At 28.4% G+C, this 24,857-nt stretch carries 25 protein-coding genes; 2 read left to right on the forward strand and 23 right to left on the reverse strand.

Translation table 11 applies throughout. The features are described 5' to 3' along the window. Nucleotides 1-69 precede the first annotated feature (69 nt). From U8307_RS00570 to U8307_RS00600, 7 genes are all read right to left on the reverse strand, one after another. Entirely contained in the window at nt 70-456 is a 387-nt protein-coding gene (locus tag U8307_RS00570; RefSeq protein ID WP_326909227.1) for an ATP-binding protein, read from the reverse strand. Nucleotides 457-544: 88 nt separating this feature from the next. Next, on the reverse strand, nt 545-1,138 hold the full coding sequence (gene yihA, locus U8307_RS00575; RefSeq protein WP_326909229.1) for a ribosome biogenesis GTP-binding protein YihA/YsxC: 594 nt from the start codon (nt 1,136-1,138) through the stop codon (nt 545-547). 141 nt (nt 1,139-1,279) lie between these two features. Next, nucleotides 1,280-3,607, reverse strand: coding sequence for an endopeptidase La (gene lon, locus U8307_RS00580; RefSeq protein WP_326909231.1), 2,328 nt, complete (start codon nt 3,605-3,607; stop codon nt 1,280-1,282). 62 nt (nt 3,608-3,669) lie between these two features. Beyond that, nucleotides 3,670-4,929, reverse strand: a complete 1,260-nt coding sequence (gene clpX, locus U8307_RS00585) for an ATP-dependent Clp protease ATP-binding subunit ClpX (RefSeq protein WP_326909232.1) — start codon at nt 4,927-4,929, stop codon at nt 3,670-3,672. 12 nt (nt 4,930-4,941) lie between these two features. Beyond that, nucleotides 4,942-5,526 carry an ATP-dependent Clp endopeptidase proteolytic subunit ClpP gene (gene clpP / locus U8307_RS00590; protein ID WP_326909234.1) on the reverse strand — a complete coding sequence of 195 codons (585 nt, stop codon included), beginning with the start codon at nt 5,524-5,526 and terminating at the stop codon, nt 4,942-4,944. Nucleotides 5,527-5,591: 65 nt separating this feature from the next. Continuing rightward, the gene (tig, locus tag U8307_RS00595; protein ID WP_326909236.1) at nt 5,592-6,959 is read right to left on the reverse strand and encodes a trigger factor; all 1,368 of its coding nucleotides are present in this window, start codon (nt 6,957-6,959) and stop codon (nt 5,592-5,594) included. Between the two features lie 149 nt (nt 6,960-7,108). After that, on the reverse strand, nt 7,109-7,678 hold the full coding sequence (locus tag U8307_RS00600; protein WP_326909238.1) for a GNAT family N-acetyltransferase: 570 nt from the start codon (nt 7,676-7,678) through the stop codon (nt 7,109-7,111). 349 nt (nt 7,679-8,027) lie between these two features. Here U8307_RS00600 and U8307_RS00605 point away from each other — a divergent pair, with 349 nt between their 5' ends. Then, nucleotides 8,028-8,639, forward strand: a complete 612-nt coding sequence (locus U8307_RS00605; protein WP_442985536.1) for a hydrolase — start codon at nt 8,028-8,030, stop codon at nt 8,637-8,639. 38 nt (nt 8,640-8,677) lie between these two features. Here U8307_RS00605 and U8307_RS00610 read toward each other — a convergent pair whose 3' ends face one another. The 6 genes from U8307_RS00610 to U8307_RS00635 form a co-directional block, all read right to left on the reverse strand. After that, complete coding sequence (locus U8307_RS00610) at nt 8,678-9,118, reverse strand: ATPase (protein WP_326909242.1); 441 nt, start codon at nt 9,116-9,118, stop codon at nt 8,678-8,680. Nucleotides 9,119-9,125: 7 nt separating this feature from the next. Beyond that, complete coding sequence (gene coaD / locus U8307_RS00615; RefSeq protein ID WP_326909244.1) at nt 9,126-9,602, reverse strand: pantetheine-phosphate adenylyltransferase; 477 nt, start codon at nt 9,600-9,602, stop codon at nt 9,126-9,128. 1 nt (nt 9,603) lies between these two features. Next, entirely contained in the window at nt 9,604-10,161 is a 558-nt protein-coding gene (gene rsmD, locus U8307_RS00620; protein ID WP_326909246.1) for a 16S rRNA (guanine(966)-N(2))-methyltransferase RsmD, read from the reverse strand. 70 nt (nt 10,162-10,231) lie between these two features. Beyond that, nucleotides 10,232-12,286: an ATP-dependent DNA helicase RecG gene (gene recG, locus U8307_RS00625; RefSeq protein WP_326909248.1), complete on the reverse strand. Its 2,055-nt coding sequence runs from the start codon at nt 12,284-12,286 to the stop codon at nt 10,232-10,234. Between the two features lie 77 nt (nt 12,287-12,363). Further along, complete coding sequence (locus tag U8307_RS00630) at nt 12,364-13,983, reverse strand: DAK2 domain-containing protein (RefSeq protein WP_326909250.1); 1,620 nt, start codon at nt 13,981-13,983, stop codon at nt 12,364-12,366. A gap of 13 nt (nt 13,984-13,996) precedes the next feature. Further along, nucleotides 13,997-14,353, reverse strand: coding sequence for an Asp23/Gls24 family envelope stress response protein (locus U8307_RS00635; protein WP_326909253.1), 357 nt, complete (start codon nt 14,351-14,353; stop codon nt 13,997-13,999). Nucleotides 14,354-14,671: 318 nt separating this feature from the next. On the opposite strand from U8307_RS00635, the gene rpmB reads away from it, so the two are divergent. After that, complete coding sequence (gene rpmB, locus U8307_RS00640) at nt 14,672-14,863, forward strand: 50S ribosomal protein L28 (protein WP_326909256.1); 192 nt, start codon at nt 14,672-14,674, stop codon at nt 14,861-14,863. Nucleotides 14,864-14,920: 57 nt separating this feature from the next. Here the strand turns inward: rpmB and U8307_RS00645 are convergent, their stop codons facing one another. The 10 genes from U8307_RS00645 to rsmB form a co-directional block, all read right to left on the reverse strand. Then, on the reverse strand, nt 14,921-15,109 hold the full coding sequence (locus U8307_RS00645) for a hypothetical protein (RefSeq protein WP_326909258.1): 189 nt from the start codon (nt 15,107-15,109) through the stop codon (nt 14,921-14,923). A 133-nt stretch (nt 15,110-15,242) separates the two neighbouring features. Continuing rightward, nucleotides 15,243-15,701 (reverse strand): DUF2935 domain-containing protein, encoded by a 459-nt coding sequence (locus U8307_RS00650; RefSeq protein ID WP_326909260.1) that lies wholly within the window; start codon nt 15,699-15,701, stop codon nt 15,243-15,245. Between the two features lie 145 nt (nt 15,702-15,846). Then, nucleotides 15,847-17,235, reverse strand: coding sequence for an asparagine--tRNA ligase (asnS, locus tag U8307_RS00655; RefSeq protein ID WP_326909261.1), 1,389 nt, complete (start codon nt 17,233-17,235; stop codon nt 15,847-15,849). A 123-nt stretch (nt 17,236-17,358) separates the two neighbouring features. Further along, on the reverse strand, nt 17,359-18,000 hold the full coding sequence (locus U8307_RS00660; RefSeq protein ID WP_326909262.1) for a thiamine diphosphokinase: 642 nt from the start codon (nt 17,998-18,000) through the stop codon (nt 17,359-17,361). Then, nucleotides 18,001-18,660, reverse strand: coding sequence for a ribulose-phosphate 3-epimerase (gene rpe, locus U8307_RS00665; protein ID WP_326909264.1), 660 nt, complete (start codon nt 18,658-18,660; stop codon nt 18,001-18,003). A gap of 19 nt (nt 18,661-18,679) precedes the next feature. Further along, the gene (gene rsgA / locus U8307_RS00670) at nt 18,680-19,558 is read right to left on the reverse strand and encodes a ribosome small subunit-dependent GTPase A (protein ID WP_326909266.1); all 879 of its coding nucleotides are present in this window, start codon (nt 19,556-19,558) and stop codon (nt 18,680-18,682) included. A gap of 8 nt (nt 19,559-19,566) precedes the next feature. Then, entirely contained in the window at nt 19,567-21,621 is a 2,055-nt protein-coding gene (gene pknB, locus U8307_RS00675) for a Stk1 family PASTA domain-containing Ser/Thr kinase (RefSeq protein ID WP_326909267.1), read from the reverse strand. After that, nucleotides 21,618-22,364, reverse strand: a complete 747-nt coding sequence (locus tag U8307_RS00680; RefSeq protein WP_326909268.1) for a Stp1/IreP family PP2C-type Ser/Thr phosphatase — start codon at nt 22,362-22,364, stop codon at nt 21,618-21,620. Before U8307_RS00680 ends, pknB begins: the two co-directional genes overlap by 4 nt. 9 nt (nt 22,365-22,373) lie before the next feature. Next, a complete protein-coding gene (rlmN, locus tag U8307_RS00685) occupies nt 22,374-23,402 on the reverse strand; it encodes a 23S rRNA (adenine(2503)-C(2))-methyltransferase RlmN (protein ID WP_326909270.1) in 1,029 nt (342 codons plus the stop codon). Nucleotides 23,403-23,436: 34 nt separating this feature from the next. Next, a complete protein-coding gene (rsmB, locus tag U8307_RS00690; protein ID WP_326909271.1) occupies nt 23,437-24,768 on the reverse strand; it encodes a 16S rRNA (cytosine(967)-C(5))-methyltransferase RsmB in 1,332 nt (443 codons plus the stop codon). Nucleotides 24,769-24,857 lie beyond the last annotated feature (89 nt).

Here is a 24,857-nt window from a genome sequence, read left to right on the forward strand (position 1 = left end):
GCAGCAAAAAAATAAACACCTACAATATACAGTGTTTATTATATCAAACAAATTATAAATTTAAAATGTTTATTTTAAATATTGGACACAAGTAACAGTATTTCCTTTTACATCAAATTTATCGGAAAGACCTTCTACAAGCATTAATCCTCTTCCTGATTCACAATAGTCATATTCGCCAAATGCTTTTCGCCTATATCTTATTCCTGGGCCTTCATCTGATACCTCTATAATCAAACATGAATTATCTATTATAACATTAATATTCAAAAGCTTGTTTTTGTCTTCCATATTTCCGTGCTTTACTCCATTTATTATTAATTCATGTAGTATTAACTTTGTATTAAAGCAAACTTTCTCATTTAATAAACTTTCAATATTATGAAGAATGTCTTCAACAACATCTTTAACCATGTTTATGTCGATGTTAACTTTCCTCTCTATTTTACAATTCATCCATTTTTTCCTCCCCGTAAAAATAATATACCCTATTTTTACATTCTTAATCAGATATGTATATTAATTTGTAGTGGATAAGAGGTATCTATTCTTCTATTCCCAATATATTTTCAAATAGATTCCAGACATTTTCAACACCAGCTTTAGTTTCTGATGAAAAAGGATAAAGTAAATTATCATTACTTATATATAATGACTTTTTTATAACTGATAGATTTTTCATTTGTTGTGACCTTGACAATTTATCTGCTTTAGTAGCTATTACATATCCAGTAAAATTACAATTTTTAATCCATGTATACATTTGTTTATCATTTACGCTAGGTTCGTGTCTTATATCTACCAACAAAACAACTTCCTTAAGTTGATTTCTATTATAAAGATATGTTTCTATCATAACCCCCCATTTTTCTCTTTCATTCTTCGATACTTTTGCATAGCCATAACCTGGTAAGTCAACTAAATTTAACGTATCATTAATATTATAAAAATTAATTGTTTGAGTTTTGCCTGGCTGCCCACTTGTTCTTGCTAATTTTTTTCTATTTACTAATGCATTTATCATTGATGATTTACCAACATTTGATTTTCCAGCAAATGCTATTTCAGGAACTTCAGTATCTGGATATTGTTCTTTTTTGGCTGCAGTTATTAATAAATCTGCTTTTTTAATAATCATATTTTCCCTTTCTTTAATTATGTAAACTAGTAATATTTATAAATCTTTTATCTTTATGACAAAAAGCAAGTTATATATGTAAGCAATTACTTTTATATTTAATACAATTGCTTACATATTATCAAGTTCTAGCTATATCTATTATATTAATGATTCTTTTACAACATCTTCAATTTTATCAACGTATACTATTTCTAAAGAACGAGTAATTTTAGTGTCAATCTTCGAAGCTTCTAATTTATTTTTAGAGCATAGAATAACTTTCTTAATGCCAGCCCTTTTTGCAGCTAACAATTTTTCTTTTAATCCACCTATTGGTAAGACTCTACCAGTAATAGTAATTTCTCCAGTCATAGCTACATCCTTGCGAACATATTTTTTAGTTAAAGCTGAAATAATTGCAGTAGCTATTGTTATACCTGCAGATGGTCCATCTTTAGGTATTGCGCCTTCAGGAACATGTACATGAATATCAGTTTCTTTAAATATTTTATAATCTATTCCAAGGTTCTCTGCATTTGATTTTATATAACTTAACGCTGCCATTGCAGATTCTTTCATAACATCACCAAGCTGACCAGTAAGTTGAAGTTTCCCTTCTCCCTTCATAGTATTTACTTCTATAAATAGAGTTTCTCCTCCAACTGTTGTCCAAGCAAGCCCTGTAACTACACCTATTTGATCTTCTTCATATACTAAATCATAGTCATATTTAGGAACACCTAAATAATTTTTAATATTTTGACTATTAATAACTACCGAACTTTTATTGTTTTCTACAATTTGAACAGCAGCTTTCCTAATTAATTTTCCTATATTTCTTTCTAAATTTCTTACTCCTGATTCTCTTGTATATCTTTGGATTAATTGTATTATAGCGTTCTTAGATATTTGAATTTGGTTGTCTTTAATACCATGTTCCTTAATTTGTTTTTCGATTAAATATTTTTCTGCTATATTAATCTTTTCATTTTCAGTATATCCCGATAACTCTATTATTTCCATTCTATCTAAAAGAGGGCCGGGAATAGTTGATGTAGAATTAGCAGTTGTTATAAACATTACATTCTCTAAATTAAAAGGTGCTTCTATATAATGATCCGTAAACGTTGAGTTTTGTTCAGGATCTAAAGCTTCAAGTAAAGCAGATGCTGGATCTCCTCTAAAGTCATTTGCTAATTTATCTATTTCATCTAATAAAAAAACAGGGTTGTTTACTTTAACTTTTGCTATTGAAGATATTATCCTTCCTGGTATAGCGCCAATATAAGTTCTTCTATGTCCTCTAATTTCAGCTTCGTCTCTCACACCACCCAGTGAAATTCTTACATATTTTCTATTCATTGCTCTAGCTATGGATTTTGCTATTGATGTTTTCCCTACACCCGGTGGCCCTACGAAACATAGTATTGGACCTTTCATATTTTTATTTATATGTTTAATAGCTAAATATTCTAATATTCTATCTTTAACTTCCTTCAAGCCAAAGTGATCTTCATCCAGTATTGTCCTTGCCTTTTTTAGATTTGTATTATCTTTGGTTTTTTTATCCCATGGCATATCTATCAACCAATCCACATAAGTTCTTATAACGCCAGCATCTGGAGAAGATGAAGAAATTTTTAAAAGCCTGTTGATTTCTTTTTCTGCTTTTTCCCTAACTTCCTTTGGCATTTTGGCAGTAGATATCTTTTTCAAATATTCGTCTACTTCTAATTCAATACTTTCTTCTTCTCCCAATTCTTTTTGAATAGCCCTTAATTGTTCTTTAAGATAATAATCTTTTTGAAACTCATTTATTTGCTTTCTAACTATCTCACTTATCTCATCTTCAATTTGTAATATTTTTGTCTCTTTTACAATAAAAGTATTTAAAATTTCCAATCTTTTATATGGATCGAAGGTTTCAAGTATTTCTTGCTTTTGCTCAGGTTTAATATAAATATAAGAAGCTATTACATCTGCTAATTTATCTGGGTTTTTAATTTCTTTTAAAGATGTTATTGTATCTGTAGCTATTTTTGTATGAATTGATGCATATTCTTCAAACTTTTCTAAAGATAATCGAACCATTGCTTCAAGTTTTTCTTCTAAAGGTAACACACTACTATAAATATACTCATCTAAAACTACTTCAAAAAAAGGATCTTCCTGTGATATTGATTTTATTTTTCCTCTATTTATACCTTCTACTAAAACCCTTATATTATCTCCAGGCATTTTTATCATTTGTTTTATTTTACATATTACTCCTACTTCATAGAAATCTTCGTCTTTAGGTTTATCTACTTCTGGTTCTTTTTGAACAGTAAGAAAAATATCTGAATCTTCAAGCATTGCCTCTTCTAATGCATTTATTGATTTTTCTCTTCCTATATCAAAATGAATTACTGTATTAGGAAAAATTCCAATACCTCTGATAGGTATCAAAGGTAGAATTCTGTTTTCTATACTATAGTTTAAAATCATATTTTTCTCCCTATCTTAAAACAAGCAATATCATAAAAACTGCCTACAAAGGCAGGCAGTTTTTATGATGCATTTTCTTCTTTATCAACTAAGGCCTTTTTAGTTAATACTAATTTCGGCTCACTTTTATTAACAATTGTATCTTTCGTTATCAGACATTTTTTAACGTCATTTCTTGAAGGTATTTCATACATTACATCAGTCATTGTGCTCTCAAGAATACCTCTTAACCCTCTTGCTCCGGTGTTGATTTCTAAAGCTTTATTTGCAATTTCTTCTAATGCTTCTTTTTCAATTTCTAAATCAACATTATCTATCTTGAACAATTCTTTATATTGTTTCAATAAAGCATTTTTAGGTTCTGTCAAAATAGTAACTAAAGCTTGTTTATCCAGTTTTTCTAGTGTTACTAGAACTGGCATTCTACCAATAAATTCGGGAATTAATCCAAATTTTAATAAATCGTTGGCCTGCACCTTCTTTAGCAATTCATCAGTATCTTTGAAATTATTTCCTTTTATATCAGCACCAAAACCTATGCTTTTCTTACCTATTCTTTTTTGTATTATTTTTTCTATACCATCAAAGGCTCCACCTAAAATAAATAAAATATTAGTAGTGTCTATCTGTATAAAATCTTGGTGTGGATGTTTCCTTCCACCTTGTGGAGGTACATTAGCTACTGTACCTTCTAATATTTTCAAAAGAGCCTGCTGAACGCCTTCACCACTTACATCTCTTGTTATAGATGGATTATCTGACCTACGTGATATTTTGTCTATTTCATCTATATAAATAATACCCTTTTCTGCTTTTTCAATATCAAAATCTGCTGCTTGTAAAAGTTTGAGAAGTATATTTTCAACATCTTCTCCTACATACCCAGCTTCAGTAAGTGATGTCGCATCTGCTATTGCAAATGGTACGTTTAATAGCCTTGCTAAAGTTTGAGCTAAATATGTTTTTCCACTTCCAGTAGGTCCCATAAGTAGAATATTACTTTTTTGAATCTCTACTTCTTCTTTTTTAGTTTTATGATTAATTCGCTTGTAGTGATTGTATACTGCCACAGATAAAGATTTTTTTGCTTGTTCTTGCTGTATAACATATTCATCAAGCTTTTCTTTAATCTCTTTTGGTTTAGGAAGCTCGGTAAAATCATATTCCTCGTATAAATCTATATCATCATCAACTATATTATAACACAGTTCAATACATTCATCACAAATATATACATCTGGTCCCGCAATAAGTCTTCTTACTTGTTCTTGAGATTTTCCACAAAACGAGCATTTAATTTGTTTTTCATTATTTTTGCTCATTAAAACACTCCTTTATTTTCTTTTGGCAATAATTTCATCAATTATACCATACTCTTTAGCTGCCTCCGCTGTCATAAAATTATCTCTATCAGTATCTTTTTCAACCTGTTTTAATGGTTGACCTGTTTTTTCGCTAATTATATTATTTAAGGTTTCTCTTATTTTTATAATTCTGTCTGCATGTATCTTAATATCTGAAGCCTGACCTTTCATGCCACCTAAAGGTTGATGTATCATTATTTCTGAATTTGGAAGAGCTAGTCTTTTTCCCTTTGCACCAGATAGCAATAAAAATGCACCCATACTTGCAGCCATTCCAACACAAATTGTTGAAACATCAGGTTTAATATATTGCATTGTATCGTAAATTGCCATTCCTGATGTTATAGATCCCCCAGGACTATTTATATATAACTGTATATCTTTATCAGGATCCTCAGATTCTAAAAATAAAAGTTGTGCTACTATAACACTTGCAGTTGCATCATTTACTTCATCGCTTAAAATTATAATTCTATCTTTTAAAAGTCTTGAATAAATATCGTAAGATCTTTCTCCTCTACCTGTCTGTTCTACTACATATGGTACTAAAGCCATTATTCATTCCTCCTATATTATATTTTTATCTTACCTTTATTGTATCAATAAATCTTAATTTTATCTTAATTATTTTCCTTATTTTCCTTTGAATCATCTGAATCAGCATTTTCTTTTTTTTCTTCTGTTTCAACTTTTTCAACAAATTTAGCATTTTCTACAAGCATCTCGATTGCTTTTCTTTTTTGAAGAGTTTCTTCAATATAACTTTTGCTTGATTCAATCATACTTTCTTTAAAAGTTTCTAATCTTTCTTCTTCTACATTATATGATTCTGCTATTTTAGAAATTTCTTCTTTTAAATCATCATCTGAAATTTTAATGTCTTCTTTTTTAATGATTTCATTTAAAACTAATTCAGCTTTTACATTAAATTCAGCTTGTTCTTTAGCACTGTCCTTATATTGATCTACAAAGGATTTTATTATACTATCATATTCCTTACCAACAAATCCTTGAGAACGAAATTGTTCCTCATAATTCCTTGCTAAGTAATTTATTTCTCTTTCTATTAAAACTTCTGGTACTTCTACTGTTGATTCTTTTACAACTTTAGTTATAACATTATTATCATTTGTAACTTTTTCTTGATCTTCAGCTTTTTTTTGAAGTGTTTCTTTAGTTGATAATTTAAGCTCCTCTAAAGTGTCAAATTCACTTACATCTTTAGCAAATTCATCATCAATTTCTGGAAGTTCTTTTGTTTTTATTTCATGTATTTTAACTTTAAAAGTTGCATCTTTTCCTTGTAAATCCTCTGAATGATATTCTTCAGGGAATTTAACATTTACTTCAACTTCCTCACCCATTGACTTTCCAATAAGTTGTTCTTCAAATCCAGGTATAAATGAATTTGAGCCAATTTCTAAAGATTGATTTTCTGCAGTACCGCCTTCGAATTGTTCTTCACCTACAAACCCTGTATAATCTATAGTTAAAAAATCTCCATTTTGTACTGGTCTATCTGATACTTCAATAATCCTAGCATTTTTTTCTTGAATACCCTTAATTTCTTTATCCACATCTTCATCACTTACAGACATTTCAAACTTTTCAACTTCAATTCCTTTATATTCGCAAAGTTTAACATCAGGCATAACCTGAACTTCAGCACTTAAAACTATATCTTCACCATCTTCAAATTTTTCAATATTTATATTTGGACTATCAATAACATTAAGTTCTAATTCAGTTACTGCTGCTGGATATGCATCTTTTATTGCAATATCAAGTGCATCATCATAAAAAATACTCTTTCCATATTTTTTCTCTATAATGTGTCTTGGCGCTTTTCCTTTTCTAAAGCCTTGGACATTAATATTATTTTTAGCTTTTAAATATGCTTTATTCACAGCTTTTTCAAAGTCCTCTTGAGATACTGTAAATTCAATTGTTACTATATTATTATCTTTTTTTTGTAATTTGGAATTCATTATTTCCTCCTATAATCCTTATTTAGTTTATGTAAAAAAGTCAAAATTGTTTCATTTTAATCAATTTCATAATTAACCATTCTATTATAACATAATCAATTTTAAAATCAATAATTTATTGAGGATTTTTGCATTATTTTAGTAGTATATTACTCTTTATAGTCATATACACAACAATTTACTATTAATTTTTCTGAATTCAAAAATATTTTTTTTTCATTTTTTATATATACCATACCTGCCTTTTCCATTACTCTACCAGAAGCCTTATTTCTAACATCATGTAATGCTCTTATAGTAATAAACCCTACCTCATTTATCAAATAATCTATAACATCTTTTAAAGCTTCTGTGGCTATTCCTTGATTCCAATATTTTCTCGCAACTGTATATCCTATTTCGCAATACTTTTTTCTTGTCTTAATATTAGATAATGATATAGAGCCAATTACTTCTTCAGTTTTTTTGTCAGTTATTGCCCAATGATAATACTTTAACTTATCATATTGTTTAATCCATTCATATAAATATATCTTTGTAGTTTCTATACTATCGTGTACCTTCCACGCGTTATACTTTGCTGCTTCTACATCACTAGTCCAATTTGTATAAACATCATAGACATCTATGGTCTGAAATTTTCTTAATATAAGTCTTCTAGTTTCAATTAATTGAGTACCTTTATGTATCAAATTAGATTTATTTCTACACAAATACATTAGATTTTTTCTCCTCATATATTTATAACATCCACTTTGTATATATTAACTTGAAAGTACTTATCTTCTTTATAAGTTATAAACTTACCTCATTAGAATTATTATATAATTTTACAGTACATTTGCATAGAAAATTTTACAATTTATCAAGATATAATTTATTGTATTTTTACATCAAAAATTATATAATTATATAAATATAAAATCAGGAGGTATATATATGGAGAAATTATATAGTAATGAAATTATTGATGACAATTACAGCCAAGATGTTAAAAATAATACTGAAAAAAGAGATAGAAAATTCATACCTACCATTGAATCAGTTTTAAAAAAGAAACCAATACAAATGCCTAAAGAAATATATAAAACTAGTGGAATAAATATCTTTGGTAAAAGAATAAAGTCATTAATATTTTCAACTGATTTAGCGATTATCAAAAATCATAATGCCGATGGTGTAATAGCTGTTTATCCCTTCACACCACAAATCGCTATTAACCAAGCTATCATAGAAATCTCATCTTCTCCTGTATTTGTTGGTGTTGGAGGTGGCATAACCACTGGTCAAAGGTCAATAGATATTGCAATTAATGCGGAATTAAACGGTGCATTTGGAGTTGTTATGAACGCTCCCACACCTAATGAGCTAATCAGCGAAATGAAAAAAAGACTTGATATACCAATAATTATTACAATTGTATCTGCAAAAGAAGATTTTGAATCCAGAATTCAAGCTGGTGCTTCAATATTTAACGTTTCTGGAGGTAATAAAACATATGAAATTGTTAAAACAATAAGAGAAAGACATCCATTATTTCCAATTATAGCTACAGGAGGTCCAACAGCAAAAGATATATCTAATACTATTCAAGCTGGAGCAAATGCAATTACCTTTACTCCTCCTACAACTGGAGATTTATTCTCCGAAATAATGGACAACTATAGAGATAAAATGTAGTACTGGGAGGATATTTACCTCCCAGCTTGTACAAAAATTTAATTTTTTAAAGCTTCCCTGTTATCTTCAATAATATTATTTATATCTCTAATCTTTTCTTGAAGCTTAGAAAGTATTTCATCACTATAATTAAAAGCACTTAATTTCATCTCATTAGCTTTTTCCTCAGCTTCTTGAATTATTTTCTTTGCATAGCTTTGAGCTTCTTTTGTTATTTCACTATCTTGAATGAGATATTGTTGTTGCTCTTTTACTTTTGCAATTAATTCCTCAGCTTCTTCATGTGCCTCTGATAAAATTCTTTGACGTTCTTTTGCAACCCACGATGCTCTGTTTATTTCATCCGGTAATTTTAACCTTATATCATTAATTACCTCTAATACTTCCTCTTTATCAATCATAACTTTATTCGACAAAGGAAACTTTGAAGCATCCTCAATAATATCTTCTATTCTTTCTAATAAATTCAAAATATCCATTTAGACTTTACCTCCCTAGTTTTTTTTCTATTGCATTAAATACATTTTCCGGTACTAAATCCTTATAGTTACCATTAAATCCAGCTACCTCTTTAACCATGCTTGAACTAATAAAAGAATATTCTGATGAAGCAACTAAGAATATTGTTTCTAATTCACTATTTAAATGCCTATTAATAGCTGATATAGATAATTCGTATTCATAATCTGATACAGCCCTCAAGCCTCTCACAACCATATTTATTTTATTTTTTCTACAATAATCAACAACTAATCCTTCAGCTACATCAACTTGAACATTTTTTAATTCTGATACAGCTCCCTTAACAAGTTCATATCTTTCTTCTTTTGAAAACATGTATTTTTTTGAGCTATTATTAAATACAGTTACAAGCACCTCATCAAATTTATTAGCACATCTCTTTACTAAGTCAAGATGTCCACAAGTAATAGGATCAAAGCTACCAGTATATAAAACTTTCATTTCAGTCCTCCAAATACTTTACTATGCTGATTCTAGTTCTTCCATATAATTTTTCTTTATATTTTATTATATTATCTTTATATTCAATTTCCTTTTCGGTTTTATCACCTTCTATTATTAATAAACCATCCGGCTTAAGAATATTATACTTCAATACTTTTTCTACTATATTATAACTACAATTTAAATCATAAGGTGGATCTGCAAATATAAAATCAAATTGCTTTTTTTTATTATTTAAATCTATTATTGCTTTTTCATAATTACTTTGTATTATTTTAGAATTACTTATAAAATTGCATAGTTCTAAATTTTTCTTAACATAGCTTAAACTTTTTCGAGAATAATCGACAAATATACATTCTTTAGCGCCTCTTGCTAAAAACTCAATCCCTACGCTACCTGATCCGGCAAATAAGTCTAACACTATTGATTCTTCATCAATATAACCAATCATATTAAATATAGCTTCCTTAATTTTATCAGTTGTAGGTCTAACAGAAACACCATCAGGTGCATAAAGTTTTTTGCCTTTATTTTTTCCTGAAATAATTCTCAAAATTTTCAACCCCTAATTATAGTTTATTTCAAACAATCATCCTACACTATCCCTCTAAGTGACAACTGCATTAATTAAACACAACATCTTCATTTTTAAATAGTTTAATTATTTCTTCTTTTAAATTTATATATTCTTCTTTATCAAGAAATGGATTTTCATTAATGATTTTTTTAGATAGCAACTGAACCTTTTGAACAATATTAACATCATTAATTATATTTTGTACTTCATATTTAGATAATCCATGTTGTTTTGTACCAAAAAATTCACCTGGTCCTCTATTTTTCAAATCTTCTTCAGCTATAATGAAACCATTGTTTGTGTTTTTCATTATGTTCATTCTATCTGATGATTTTTTTGACTTACTGCCATTTACCAATATACAATAAGACTGATATTTTCCTCTTCCTACTCTACCTCTTAATTGATGTAACTGAGCAAGTCCAAATCTTTCTGCACTAAGAACCATCATCACAACGGCATTTGGAACATTAACTCCAACTTCAATAACAGTAGTCGAAACAAGTACCTTTATTTCGTCATTATAAAATCTATTAATTGTTTCTTCTTTGTCTGAACTTTTCATTTTTCCATGCAATAATCCTAATTTGCATTCAGAAAAATATGTATTACTTAATTCATTAAATATTTTTTCTGCAGAATCAATTTCTAAATTTTCTGATTCTTCTACTAAAGGAGCAACAATATACCCTTGTCGACCACTTTTAATCTGTTTTTTAATAAAACTATATGCTTCGTTTTTTTGATTTTCATTTAACACATATGTAATAACTTCATGCCTGCCAGGAGGCATTTCATCAATAACAGAAATATCTAAATCTCCATATACTATTAGAGCTAAAGTTCTTGGTATAGGCGTCGCTGTCATAACTATCATATCTGGGTTATTGCCTTTATTAGATAACATTGCTCTTTGTCTTACCCCAAATCGATGCTGTTCATCTGTAACTACAAGTCCAATATTACTAAATTCTACATTATTCTCTATGAGTGCGTGAGTTCCAACAATTATATCTATTTGACCATTTTTTAATTCATCTAATATTTTCCTTTTGTTTTTAGCATTTGTTGATCCTGATAGAAAAGCAACATTCAAATTAATATTTGCAATTTTAAAATAACCTTTAATTGTATCATAATGCTGTAATGCTAAAATTTCTGTTGGTGCCATCATAGAAGCCTGATAACCAGATTTTATTGCTATTAACATAGCATAAATTGCTACTATAGTTTTACCAGATCCTACATCCCCTTGTACAAGTCTATTCATAGGTTTACTTAATCTCATATCTTCTTTAATTTCTTTTATTACTTTGAGCTGCGCATTTGTAAGTTTATACGGAATAGAAGCTATAAGTTTATCACCAAGTGATGAATCATTAATTTTTAGACCTTGGGAACTTGTTCTAAGTCTATTCTTTATAGTTAATAGCCCTAATTGCATTATCAAAAGTTTTTCAAAAGCGATTGACTTTTTTGCAAGAGAATATATTTTATTATTTTCTGGAAAATGAAAATATTTAATTGCATCTCGCCTTGATATCAACTGGTATTTGTTTTTTATTTCAATTGGAATAATATCTTCAATTTTACTATAATATTCATCAAGAGCATTTTTCACAGCTTTTGTAATTTCATTATTTGAAAGACCATAAGTTAAACCATAAATAGGCATAATTCTTCCAGCTTTTTTATCTTTACCTACCTTTTCTATATCAGGATTAGTCAATTCATATTTACCATAAGCATATTTTACTTTTCCAAAAACATAAAACCAATCTTCTAAATTTAGTTTTTGAAGCAAGTAATCTTGATTAAAAAAAGTAAGAGTAACAAAGCCTGTATCATCTCTGCCTGCAACTTTTATTATAGTCATATTTTTTTTAATTACTTTTTTTTCAGGAGTATTAAAGAGCTTAATTTTTAGTAAGACTTTTGTATTATCTACCATTTCATTAATTTTACTTACTGTTCTCCTATCTTCGTACTTAATAGGATAATAATTCAACAAATTCTCTATGGTAAATATTCCTAGCTTTTTAAATTTTTTTGCTTTTTTTGGTCCAACTCCTTTTAAATACTGTATATCAGAATTTAACATGAAACCACCTATTTATAATTATAAATTCAGAATACAAATACACCCTGTTTATATCAATTTAAAATAAAGCGAAGGATTTATTCCACAGATATTATATAATAATAAAGAGGTTGACCACCATATATTATTTCAACATCGCATTCTTCTGCAGCTTCTTCAACTCTCGATTTTAAATTTTCTGCAATCTTTTTATCAACGCCTTCACCATAAAAAAGAGTTATTAAAAAACTATCTTCATCTACCATCTTATTAATAAGCTCTATTGTTTCATCTTCAGCATTATTTCCATGAGCAACTATCTCCCCATCATATAATGCAATAATTTCATCCTTTTTAATTTCCATATCATTAAATACAGTATCTCTTACTGCATAAGTTATTTGACCAGTTTTTACTTCCTTTACAGCCTCAGTCATAGCTTCAATGTTTTGTTCAACATCATTTTCTTCTTTAAATACAAGCATAGCAGATATACCTTGAGGTATACTTTTACTTGGTACTACATGTAATTGTTTTTGTGATACTTTCTTAGCTTGATTTGCAGCTAAAATAATATTGCTGTTATTTGGCAATATTATAATGTTATCAGCATTGATATTTTTTGTCGCTTCAATAATATCTTCTGTACTAGGATTCATTGTCTGTCCTCCAGACAAAAATACATCAACACTTAAATCATCAAAAACTTTTTCAATTCCTTCGCCCATTCCTATTGCAACGAACCCATATGGCTTCTTTTCTTCGCTTTTTTTAGAGGAATTCTTATATCTTTCTCTAAACTGTTCCTTCATATTATCTATCTTTATTTTAATTAATTCACCATACTTTACAGCGATTGCTAAAATTTGACCTGGATTATTTGTGTGTATATGTACTTTAATAATATTGTCATTACCTACACAAACTATAGAGTCACCTTTATCAAATATTTTACTTAAGAAATCTTCAGCAGTTTTTTTCGCATTATTAATAATAAATTCTGTACAATACGCATATATAATTTCATCTTCACTGCTGAATTGCTGTATTTCCTTTTCAGTCTCTACTACTTTTTTATCAACTTCTTCTTGCTTAATTTCAACACCTTTTAAAGAAGCCAACGCGCCCTCTAAAAGAAATATTAAACCCTTACCACCTGCATCAACAACATCTGCCTGCTTTAATACCTTAAGCATTTCTGGAGTTCTATCTAAAGTATCCTTAGCCTGCTCTATTAAAATTTCTAAAAATTCTATAGTATCTTCATAGTCTATATATGATTCCATTGCCCTTTGAGCTGTTTCTCTTGCAACCGTTAAAATCGTACCTTCAACTGGCTTCATAACTGCCTTATAAGCTGTATCTGAAGCAGATTTACAAGCTTCAGCTATAGCCTTTGTATCAATTTTATGTGTACTTTCCAACCCTTTAGCCATACCTCTAAACAATTGTGATAATATTACACCAGAATTACCTCTCGCTCCCATTAAAGATCCATTTGCAGCAGCTTGAGATAGTTTTTCTATAGTACTTTCAGTTAAATTGTTTATTTCTTTCATAGCTGCTTGAACTGTCAAGTTCATATTTGTACCTGTATCCCCATCTGGTACAGGAAAAACATTTAAAGAATCTACTATAGCTTTGTTATTTTCTAAATTGACAGCGGCTCCTAAAAGCATTTTTTTAAATGTAATATTATCAATATATTTTACAAACATTTTTTCCTCCTCACTATTTCTGCACCCTTATCCCTTGTACAAAAATATTTACTTTGTCAACATTTACCCCTGAAAAAGACTCTATACTATATTTAACTTTAGAAATAACATTTTCTGCTACTACTGATATTTTTACACCATATTGAAATACAGTATATAAATCAACATTTAATTTATCATCTACTGTAGTTACTTTTATTCCTTTTGTTAATTGTTCTTTCTTCAACAATTCGAAGAATCCTTCAGTAGCATTTTTTGTAGCCATTCCTACTATTCCATAGCATTCCATAGCAGCAATACCGGCAATTGTGGCAAATACTTGATCATCTATTGAAATATTACCAAATTCATTTGTTATATTTACTGACATATACGACCTCCTATATTTTATTTATTTAAATAATATCTTATAAGTAAACTTATTATAACCTTTTTATCAAAAATTTACAAATAAAATATGAATGGCGAAATTTAGTTTATATTCTGTCATATTATATTTTATTATACTAATTAAAATTTAATATTGCAATATTTATATTTTAATGGTAAACTAAATAAGTTAAAAAGATAAGCAAGTTATTATAACAGTAGCTTATACAAAAAAGGCATATGACGAAATTATCGTTAATACCTTAGATATATTTATGGATACGAAGCTTAATGTTAAAATAAACGGGAGGTGTAGAATATGGCTAAATTTTGTGAGGTTTGTGGAAAAGGTACTATTTCTGGACACAGTATAACACATGCTGATAGAAAAATTAAAAGAACTTGGAAGCCTAATGTTAGAAAAGTAACTGTTTTAGACAATGGCACTCCAAAAAAAATAACTGTTTGCACTAGATGTATAAGATCTGGTAAAGTACAACGTGCAATATAAAATAGTGGCTATTGAAGCCATTATTTTTTTTATAGTAATATACAAACAATTATTATTTTACAAAAGTCTAAACAAGGTACTTCCAAGAACAACTAACAAAACGCCTAAAATAAAGAGCCAAATTTTAACTGGCAAAATCTGAACAACAATAATAGCTCCTATAACTGCTATCATAATTCCTAATATTTCAGTAAATTTTATTTTTCTGCCTATAGGGTTACATTTCTTTTTACGCTTAAAATTCATAGTATCACTCCTAGTAACTGTTAAGGTATTCAATTTTAACATTTGAAGTTACCCGTTAATACATTCTATTCACTCTTATAAAAAAGATACAAAAAAATTAGAAATATCCTTATTTTTTTGCATCTTTGTTCTATTAATAAAAGTTCTTTCTTTTGTTAGCAGTATCTTGCATAAGTAAATCTAAAAATGCTGATACTATTCCTATAAAATATTCAGACTCTCTTCTTATATGATTTATAACAGTAGTAGAAATAGGATCATTCATAACTGGATCACTTTCTCTAAGTAACATACTTAAAAAATTTATAAAAACCTGGCTTTGTTTAATTGCTAAATTAATTAATTGAGCATTATCTTCATATATTCTAGGTGATATATTTTGATTATTTACAATGTTTTCTATATACTGTGTAATTCTTGATTCGGTAGAATCAAATATTTCCTTATATTCGATTAGTTTATTTACATATTCTTCCTCTAAATCTGGTACAACTTCTTGAATAACAACTGTATGTTCACTTTCTTGACGTTTCCAAAATTCTGCTTCTTCTAAAGCTCTAAGTATATTCATTTCACCATAAATAAACCTCATAACATTTTCCTCCGAATTATTTATTTATGTTATTATACGCAAAAATAAATTATTGGTGAGAATAAAAAGTGTTCAATAATGCAGAATAAGGAAATCAAAAAAGGATTTGTGTTTTATCACAAATCCTACAATAATTCTATATTAATTAAAATTCTGCATTTTTTGGTGTTCTTGGGAATGGTATTACGTCTCTTATATTAGTCATACCAGTAAGATACATAATAAGTCTTTCAAATCCAAGTCCATATCCTGAATGTTTTACCCCTCCGTACTTTCGAAGTTCCATGTACCACCACATTTCTTCTGTAGCTACACCCATTTCAGCCATACGTTTCTCAAGATAGTCTATTCTTTCTTCTCTTTGACTTCCTCCAATTAGTTCTCCTATTCCTGGAACAAGTAAATCCATAGCAGCAACAGTTTTATTATCTTCGTTCATTCTCATATAGAATGCCTTAATATCTTTTGGATAATTTGTAACAAAAACTGGTTTGCCAAATATCTTTTCAGACAAATATCTTTCGTGTTCTGTTTGAATATCAGTACCCCATTCAACAGGATAATCAAAATTATCATTATTTTTCTTTAATATTTCTATAGCATCAGTATAAGTTATTTTTCCAAACTCTGAATTAATTACATTGTCTAGTTTTGAAAAAAGTTCTTTATCTACAAAACTGTTAAAGAATTCCATTTCTTCTTTTCCATTATCCAATACATAATTAACTACAAATTTAACCATGTCCTCAGCAAGTTGCATATTATCGTTTAAATCTGCAAATGCAATTTCTGGTTCAATCATCCAAAATTCAGCAGCATGTCTAGTTGTATTAGAATTTTCTGCTCTAAATGTTGGCCCAAATGTATATGTATTTTTAAAAGCTAAAGCAAAAATTTCAGCTTCTAATTGTCCACTAACCGTTAGATTTGCTGATTTTCCAAAAAAATCTTTTGAATAGTCAACCTTACCTTCTGACTTTTCTAAATTATCTAAATTAAGAGAAGTAACTCTGAACATTTCACCTGCACCTTCAGCGTCACTTGCTGTAATTATTGGAGGATGAGCATATATAAATCCTCTTTCATTAAAAAATTTATGTATAGCATATGCCGCTAGAGATCTCACTCTAAATACTGCTGCGAATGTATTAGTCCTAGGTCTTAAATGTGCAATTGTTCTCAAATATTCAAATGAATGTCTTTTTTTCTGCAATGGATAACTTGAATCTGATGAAGCCTCCAAATTAACTTCTTTTGCTTTAATTTCAAAAGGTTGTTTTGCCCCCTGTGTTTCCTCAAACATTCCTCTAACTGTTATAGCACTTCCTGTAGAGAATTTTTTTATGTCGTCAAAGTTTTTCAAGCTATTATCAAATACAATTTGTAGATTCTTCAAAAAAGTTCCATCATTTAATTCAATAAAACCAAAATTTTTAGAATCTCTTATTGTTCTTATCCAACCTTCTACATAAACTTCTTTTCCGTAATATTCCTCAGATTTTTTAAATAAGTCTTTTAAATCAATTACTTTCATATTTCCTCCCTTGTAAAAAAAACTCCTTCTATCCTCTAGGAGGGAAAGAGATTTCCATATCATCTCACAACATATTTGATTATAAATCAAAATTCCATCTATTGCAATATTAAATTCATATATTCAATCATTAGCTACAATAAGAAATGCCGTTCCACTTCTCAAAGTAACTTCACTAACTTTAACATTTATCTCATTACTAATACAGAGAGTAGAACCTCTTTTAACATTAACTTTATTTAATGGATACTTGAACCCTTTCAAAGTTAAATCATTTATCTCTTCGGTAATAGGTACTATTGATATAAAATAATTTTTTTTATATTGTAATGTCAATTTTGTATCATCTGAGATAATTTGTATTATATTATTATTATCTATTATTTTAATTTTAATACCTTGTTTATAATACTTTTCCAATAACAGCATATTAGCCATAGTATGATCTAATCTAGTTCCTGTAGCTCCTAAAATTATCATATCCTTATAGCCTTTATTCACTGCAAGGTCTATAGCTAATTCCATATCAGTATAATCTTTTTCCGCCGGATACTTAATTATTTCTACATTCATATCCTCGTATTTTTTTAATATAGAATAATTTACGGAATCAAAGTCACCAATAATTATATCAGGTACTAATCCAAGGATTTCTGCTTTTGATAAGCCTCCATCTGCACATATAATTAATTCAATGCTATTAAAGACTTCTTCATTTGAGTATTTATTAAAAGAACTACCATTTCCAATAATTAAAACAGACATTTATTTTCCCGCCATAATTTTTTTAAACTTTTTAGTTTCTTCAATTACATTATTTGCTTTATAAATAGCTGAGCCTGCAACAATTACATTAGGTCCCCAGCTTAAAATTTCTTCTAAATTTTTTAAAGAAACTCCACCATCTATTTCAATGTCTATGTTTAAGTTTTTTTCTTTTATTAGTTCTTTTAAATCAGTAAATTTAGATTTAACATTTTTTATTAAACTCTGTCCGCCGAATCCTGGATTTACACTCATTAATAAAACCATATCAACATCACCTATTATATCTTTAAGTATTGATATAGGCGTTGCTGGATTTAATGAAACTCCTGCCTTTAATCCTAAAGATTTTATTTTTTGTATAGTTCTATGTAAATGTAAGCATGATTCTTGATGTACTGTAATAATATCTGCACCAGCCTTATAAAAGTCATCAATATACTTATCTGCATTTTCAATCATTAAATGAACATCAAAAGTTAACTGTGTAACTTTACGTATAGATTTAATAACATCAGCCCCTATAGAAATATTCGGAACAAAATGTCCATCCATTACATCTATGTGTATATAGTCAGCTCCGCCTTCTTCGACTCGCTTTATTTCCTCTCCTAGTTGAGAAAAATCTGCAGATAATATTGATGGCGATAGTTTATTCATATTTCCTCCCTAAATCTTATCAGTATAATTTTTTATTTCTTATTTCTTCTAGCAACTTTGTATAATTATTATATCTAGTTTCACTAATTAAGGAATTTGTAACTGCTTCCTTAATTACACAATTTGGTTCTTTATAATGCAAGCAATCTGCAAATCTACAACCACTACTATATTTTACTATTTCAGGATAGTAATTGCCTAATTCATATTCTGTAATTCCATCAAATTCAAAGGAACTAAAACCAGGTGTATCTACTACATATCCACCAAAACTTAACTTGTATATTTCTGCATGTCTAGTAGTATGCTTGCCTCTTTTTAGTTTTTCGCTTATTTTACCTGTTTTTAATTCAAAATTTGGTTGTACCGCGTTCATTATAGAAGATTTTCCAACACCAGATGGACCTGAAAATACACTTAATTTATCTTTAAGAATACTTTTAAGTTCTTCTAAAGATTTCTCATCTTTAATGCTTGTAAAAATAATTTTATAACCAGTGTTAATATAAATTTCTCTTATTTCTTTTTTCTTATCTTCACTGTCAAGATCTGACTTATTAAAACAAATTATTGGTTTTAAATTATTTGTTTCTGCCGCTATTAATAGTTTATCAAGAAGTAAGAAGCTTGGTTCTGGATTTGTAGTCGCAAAGAATATTAGCAATTGTTCAACATTTGCAATAGGAGGTCTCTTGATTTCATTTGTTCTTGTCTTTATTTCCTCAATATAACCACAATGTTCATCTTCAGCTGTAAGCCTAATTATTACATTATCTCCTACTAGTGGTTTAATATTTTGAAGTCTAAAAATGCCTCTAGCTCTGCATTCAATCTTTTCTTCACCTATATCTACGTAATAATTTCCGCCAACGCCTCTAGTTATAATACCCTCTATCATAAATTCTCCTACTCAAAAGTAATTTCAGCTCTATCATATAACTCATTATCTATATAAATATCAAAAATTTGAGTTCCCTTTCCTTCAATATTTATAATAATACTTTTTTCTGATGTATTTACTTCTTCTGAATATAATATTTCTATTCCAGAATCAGTAACCCTTTGAACTACAACGAGAACTTTTTCCTTATCTGACGGTAGTTTAATTGTAAGTGGATAAGTTCCGATTGCTGGCTCGTCAGGTTTTTCATTGTCTTCATTATCTTCAGAATCATTACCTTCATTTTCCGTTTCCTTTGGACCTAAGCTTACAGTCATCCATATTGATGAGCCTTGCTCCACATCTTGACCAGCAGGAACACTTTGTTTAATAACTAATCCCTCTGCAATATTTTCATCATTTTCCTCAGTAATTTGTCCTACAGTCAAACCATATTGTATAATCATTTGTTTTGCTGTTTCTAATTCAAGACCTTCTACATTTGGCATTGTAGTGTAAATAATTTCTGGACCTTTACTTATAACATAATCTACAGAATCATTTTCATTAGCAGAAGTTTCTGCTACAGGAGACTGGTCGATTATCTGACCAGAAGGTACATTTTCAGAATAATCTTCTGTTACACGACCTTCTTCTAACCCTGCTTCTGATAGGATTAGTCCAGCTTCTATAGCGTATTTCCCAATTAAATTTGGAACCTTAATTTCTCTTTGACCTTTACTTATAATTACATCAACAGTATAATTTTCTTTAAGTTTAGTTCCTTCTTCTTCACTTTGATCTACAACCTTGCCTTCTTCAAAATCATCATTATATTCTCTTTCTGAAATATTGAATACTAATCCAAGATCTTCAATTATTTTTTCAGCCTCTTCTTCATCTCTTCCAATTAAATCAGGCATTGTTACTTCAGGAACATAAAGCATGGCTCTAAATCCAATTAAACCACCAATAATTGCTACGGCTAATGCACTTAAAATAGCAGCTAAAGTAATTTTTAAATTCTTACTTTTCTTGCCATCTTCATCTTGCTCTTGATATTCATCAAATAAATTATCTTCTTCATTACTTTCCTTTTCTCCAAAAAAGGTTTTGAAAGCATTGTCAGAATTTTTATCAAATAAATCTATATCTATAACCTTTTTATTTTCTTCAGGATTTTCTGCATTGGAATTAATTTTAGGCATGACTATTGTTGGACTATCGATTATTTCTTCTTCATGATTTTTAGTTGGTATTAGTTCGCTTAAATTATCTAATTTCTTAATTAATTCATCAACACTTTGATATCTAAAACTCTGATGTTTTTCTAAACATTTCATTATAATATCTTCAAGACTTTTTGATATTTTTAAATTCTTTATGCGTGTTGTCGGTAACTCAGCATTCTCTTGAATTTGTTTCATAGCTACAGTAATATGATTATCACCATCAAATGGTACTACCCCTGTTATCATTTCATACATTACAACTCCTAGAGAATATATATCTGACTTATCATCTACATAACCTCCCCTAGCTTGTTCTGGAGAAAAATAATGCACAGACCCGATAACATTTGATGTATTGTTTATTGTTGAACTTGAAGCTGCTCTTGCAATCCCAAAGTCTGCAACTTTAGCAATACCTTCTTCCGTTAATAAAATATTATGTGGTTTTATATCTCTATGAACTATCTTATTTAAATGTGCATGTTTAAGCGCTTCAGCTATTTGTTTTGTAATTTTTATAGTTTCCTGCTCGCTTAAGCGATCCTTTCGTTGAATATATTTTTTTAAAGTTTCACCTTTAACATATTCCATTACTATATAATATATATCATCTTCTATTCCCGTATCATATATATTAACAATATTAGGATGTGTAAGACTTGCTGCAGACAAAGATTCTTGCTTAAAATTAGCAACAAAATCTGGGTCAGAAGTTAATTCCTGTCTAAGGACTTTAATAGCTACAAATCGGTTTAATACGTTGCATTTTGCCTTATATACATAAGACATTCCGCCTCCACCAATTCTTTCTATAATTTCATATCTATTACCTAATATTTTACCTATCATAAATTGTCACCTCTATAATTATTATCAACAATAATTAAAGTAATGTTATCTGTTCCTCCATTATCGTTGCTGAGATCTATTAACCTTTGTACACTTTTTGAACAACCATATGTAACTATAGTATTCAATATTTCTTCGTCGTTAATATGAGTTGTAAGCCCATCTGAGCAAATAAGCAAAGCTTCGTTTTTTAAGAACTCAATTTCAAAGATATCGACTTGCATATCTTCTTCACTGCCTACTGCTCTCGTAATAATATTTCTTTTAGGATGTTTTTTTGCTTCTTCTGTCGTTATTCTTCCATCTTTTAATAACTCATTTACATATGTATGGTCTTCTGTAAGTTGTATTATCTCATCATCTTTTAATAAATAAGCTCTACTATCACCTATATTTCCTATATATGCTATGTTATGCTCCAAGTCAACTACTGCCATAGTCACGGTTGTTCCCATACCATTGTACTCTTCTTTTTCAAAAGATTCTTCTCTTATTTTCTTATTTGCTAATTGTATACTGTCATTAATAAATTTTGGAACCATGAAATTCTCTGACATACAATCGCTATCGAAGCATTGCTTAATTGTATCTATGGCCAAAGAACTTGCGACTTCTCCAGCTTTATGACCACCCATACCATCTGCAACTGCATAAAGGTTAAATCTTTTGGTTTCTTGAATCAAAAAATTATCTTCATTTATTTCTCTCAACAACCCTTTATTTGTTTCAAAGTATACCTTCATAAAGATACCTCACCTCTTCAAAAAATTATTACGCAATTGTCCACATGCTGCATTGATGTCGCTTCCTAATTCTCTTCTGACAGTTGCATTAATCCCATTTTGAGTTAATAATTTTTTGAACTTCTCAATATCAAAATTTGATGAAGGACTAAGATTAGCTTCCTTCACATAATTACATGGTATTAAATTAACATTAACTAATTTATTTTTTAAAAGATTACTAAGTAAAATTGCATCTGATGAACTGTCATTAAAACCTTTAATCATTATATATTCAAAAGTAAGTCTTCTTCCTGTTTTACTTATATAATAGTCACATGATTTCATCAATTCTGGTAACTTGTATTTATTAGATACCGGCAATATTTTTTCTCTTTTTTCTTGAGTAGGTGCATGTAATGAAATAGCAAGGGTAATTGGAATATTTTCATCTGCAAGTTTATATATATTAGGAATAATTCCACATGTAGACAATGTGATTTTCCTCATAGATATATTTTGACCTCTCTCATCATTGATTATATTTAAAAACTTGATTATATTGTTATAATTATTAAGAGGTTCTCCAGAGCCCATTATGACTATATTTGTTATTTTTTCACATATATCCTTTTGGATTAAATAAATTTGCTTAAGCATTTCAGCAGATGTTAAATCTCGTATATAACCATTTTTTGTAGATGCACAAAAAGCACAACCCATTTTACATCCTACTTGTGATGAAATGCAAGCAGTATTTCCATATTTATATTTCAAATAAACACTTTCTACAATATTTGAATCTTCAAATTTTATAACATACTTCCTAGTATCATCTATTTTTGATTCAAGCTTTAAATCAATTGAAGATTCAGTAAATTCTAAATATTTAGATAAATTTTCTTTAGTTTTTTTTGAAATATTACTTATCTCATCAAAACTATCTACTGTTTTATTATGCAACCATTCAAATAATTGTTTTGCCTTGAATTTTGGTTCCTTAAGTTCTATAATTTTTTTTTCTAGTTCATTAAAGCTTAAATTATCTATTTTAATCATAAATTTACCTTCTCGCAAATAATACTGTATTATATCATACCCTTGTCATTTTAGCAATAAAAAAGCCGTCCATATTATGCATATGAGGGTATATTTCTACATACCCTAGCTTTGCTGTAGTAAAATAATTTCCAACTTCATTTGATATATCCACCAATGCAAAATTCTTATTTTTATTTAAAAACTCATTTACTAATTCAATATTTTCCTTTTTATTAGTAGTACATGTAGAATAAATTAAAAATCCTTTATGTTTTAAATATTTTGATGCATTTTCCAATATTCTATACTGAATTTTAGAAATATCTTCTAAGTCACTTTCTAATTTATACTTAATTTCTGGTTTTCGTCTAATTATTCCAAGCCCAGTACATGGTACATCTACTATACAATAATCTGCCTTGCTTATTAAATTTTCATCTAGTTTTGTTGCATCATATACTTGTGTAAATATATTCTTTATACCGAGTCTTTTTACTTCCTTGTTAATAAGTGGAAGTTTTCCTTCATAAATATCTCTAGATATTATTTTTCCAGTATTGTTCATAATTTCTGCAGCATTTAAGGACTTACCTCCAGGTGCAGCACACAAATCTATAATTAAACTGTTTTCATTAGGATTTAGTATTTGCCCAACAATCATAGAACTTTCGCTTTGTATTGAAAATAACCCACATTTATATTCTTCTATTGTATCAATTTCAAATGGATTTTTAATAATTAAACCCTTTTCAGCTATTTTACATTTATTTGAAATAATTCCTTTTTTACTAAACTTGTCTATTAACTCTTCTCTAGTAGTTTTTAAGGTATTTACTCTTACTTCTAAAGGAGCTTCTACATTATTTGCTACTAATACTTCCTCTAAGTTATCTTTACTAAATTGATTTTTCCACATTTCAACTATCCATTTTGGATATGAATATTTAATACTTAACAAATCTATATATGGTAACTTATTCATGTCATTTATTATATTTTCTTTATTTCTTATTATGTTTCTCAAAACAGCATTAACTAATTTAGATGCTCTAATATTTTTTCTATCTTTTAAATATTGAACACTTTCATTTACTACTATATTTTCACGAGAGATATCAAGAAAAAATAATTGATATACTGCAAGTCTTAAAACAGCTAATACATCAAATTCCATTTTTTTAGTTTTTGTTTTAGAAATTTGATTAATAACCCAGTCTATAAATATTAAATTTTCAATTACACCGAATACTGATTTTCTATATATACCCTTATATTTATTATTTATGTTATTTATATTATTATTTATAATTATATTTGAATATGACTTATCTCTAAATATTTTTTTAAGAGATTCAAGTACTATGACTCTATAACCATTATCCATTAACTTCTCCTTCATTTATTTTTAAAAAAAGGGTTGATTCCAAATCAACCCTTGTTAATTATAATACACTGTAATATATAATTCAACTC

The organism is Sedimentibacter sp. MB31-C6 (genome assembly GCF_035934735.1).
Lineage (GTDB): Bacteria > Bacillota > Clostridia > Tissierellales > Sedimentibacteraceae > Sedimentibacter.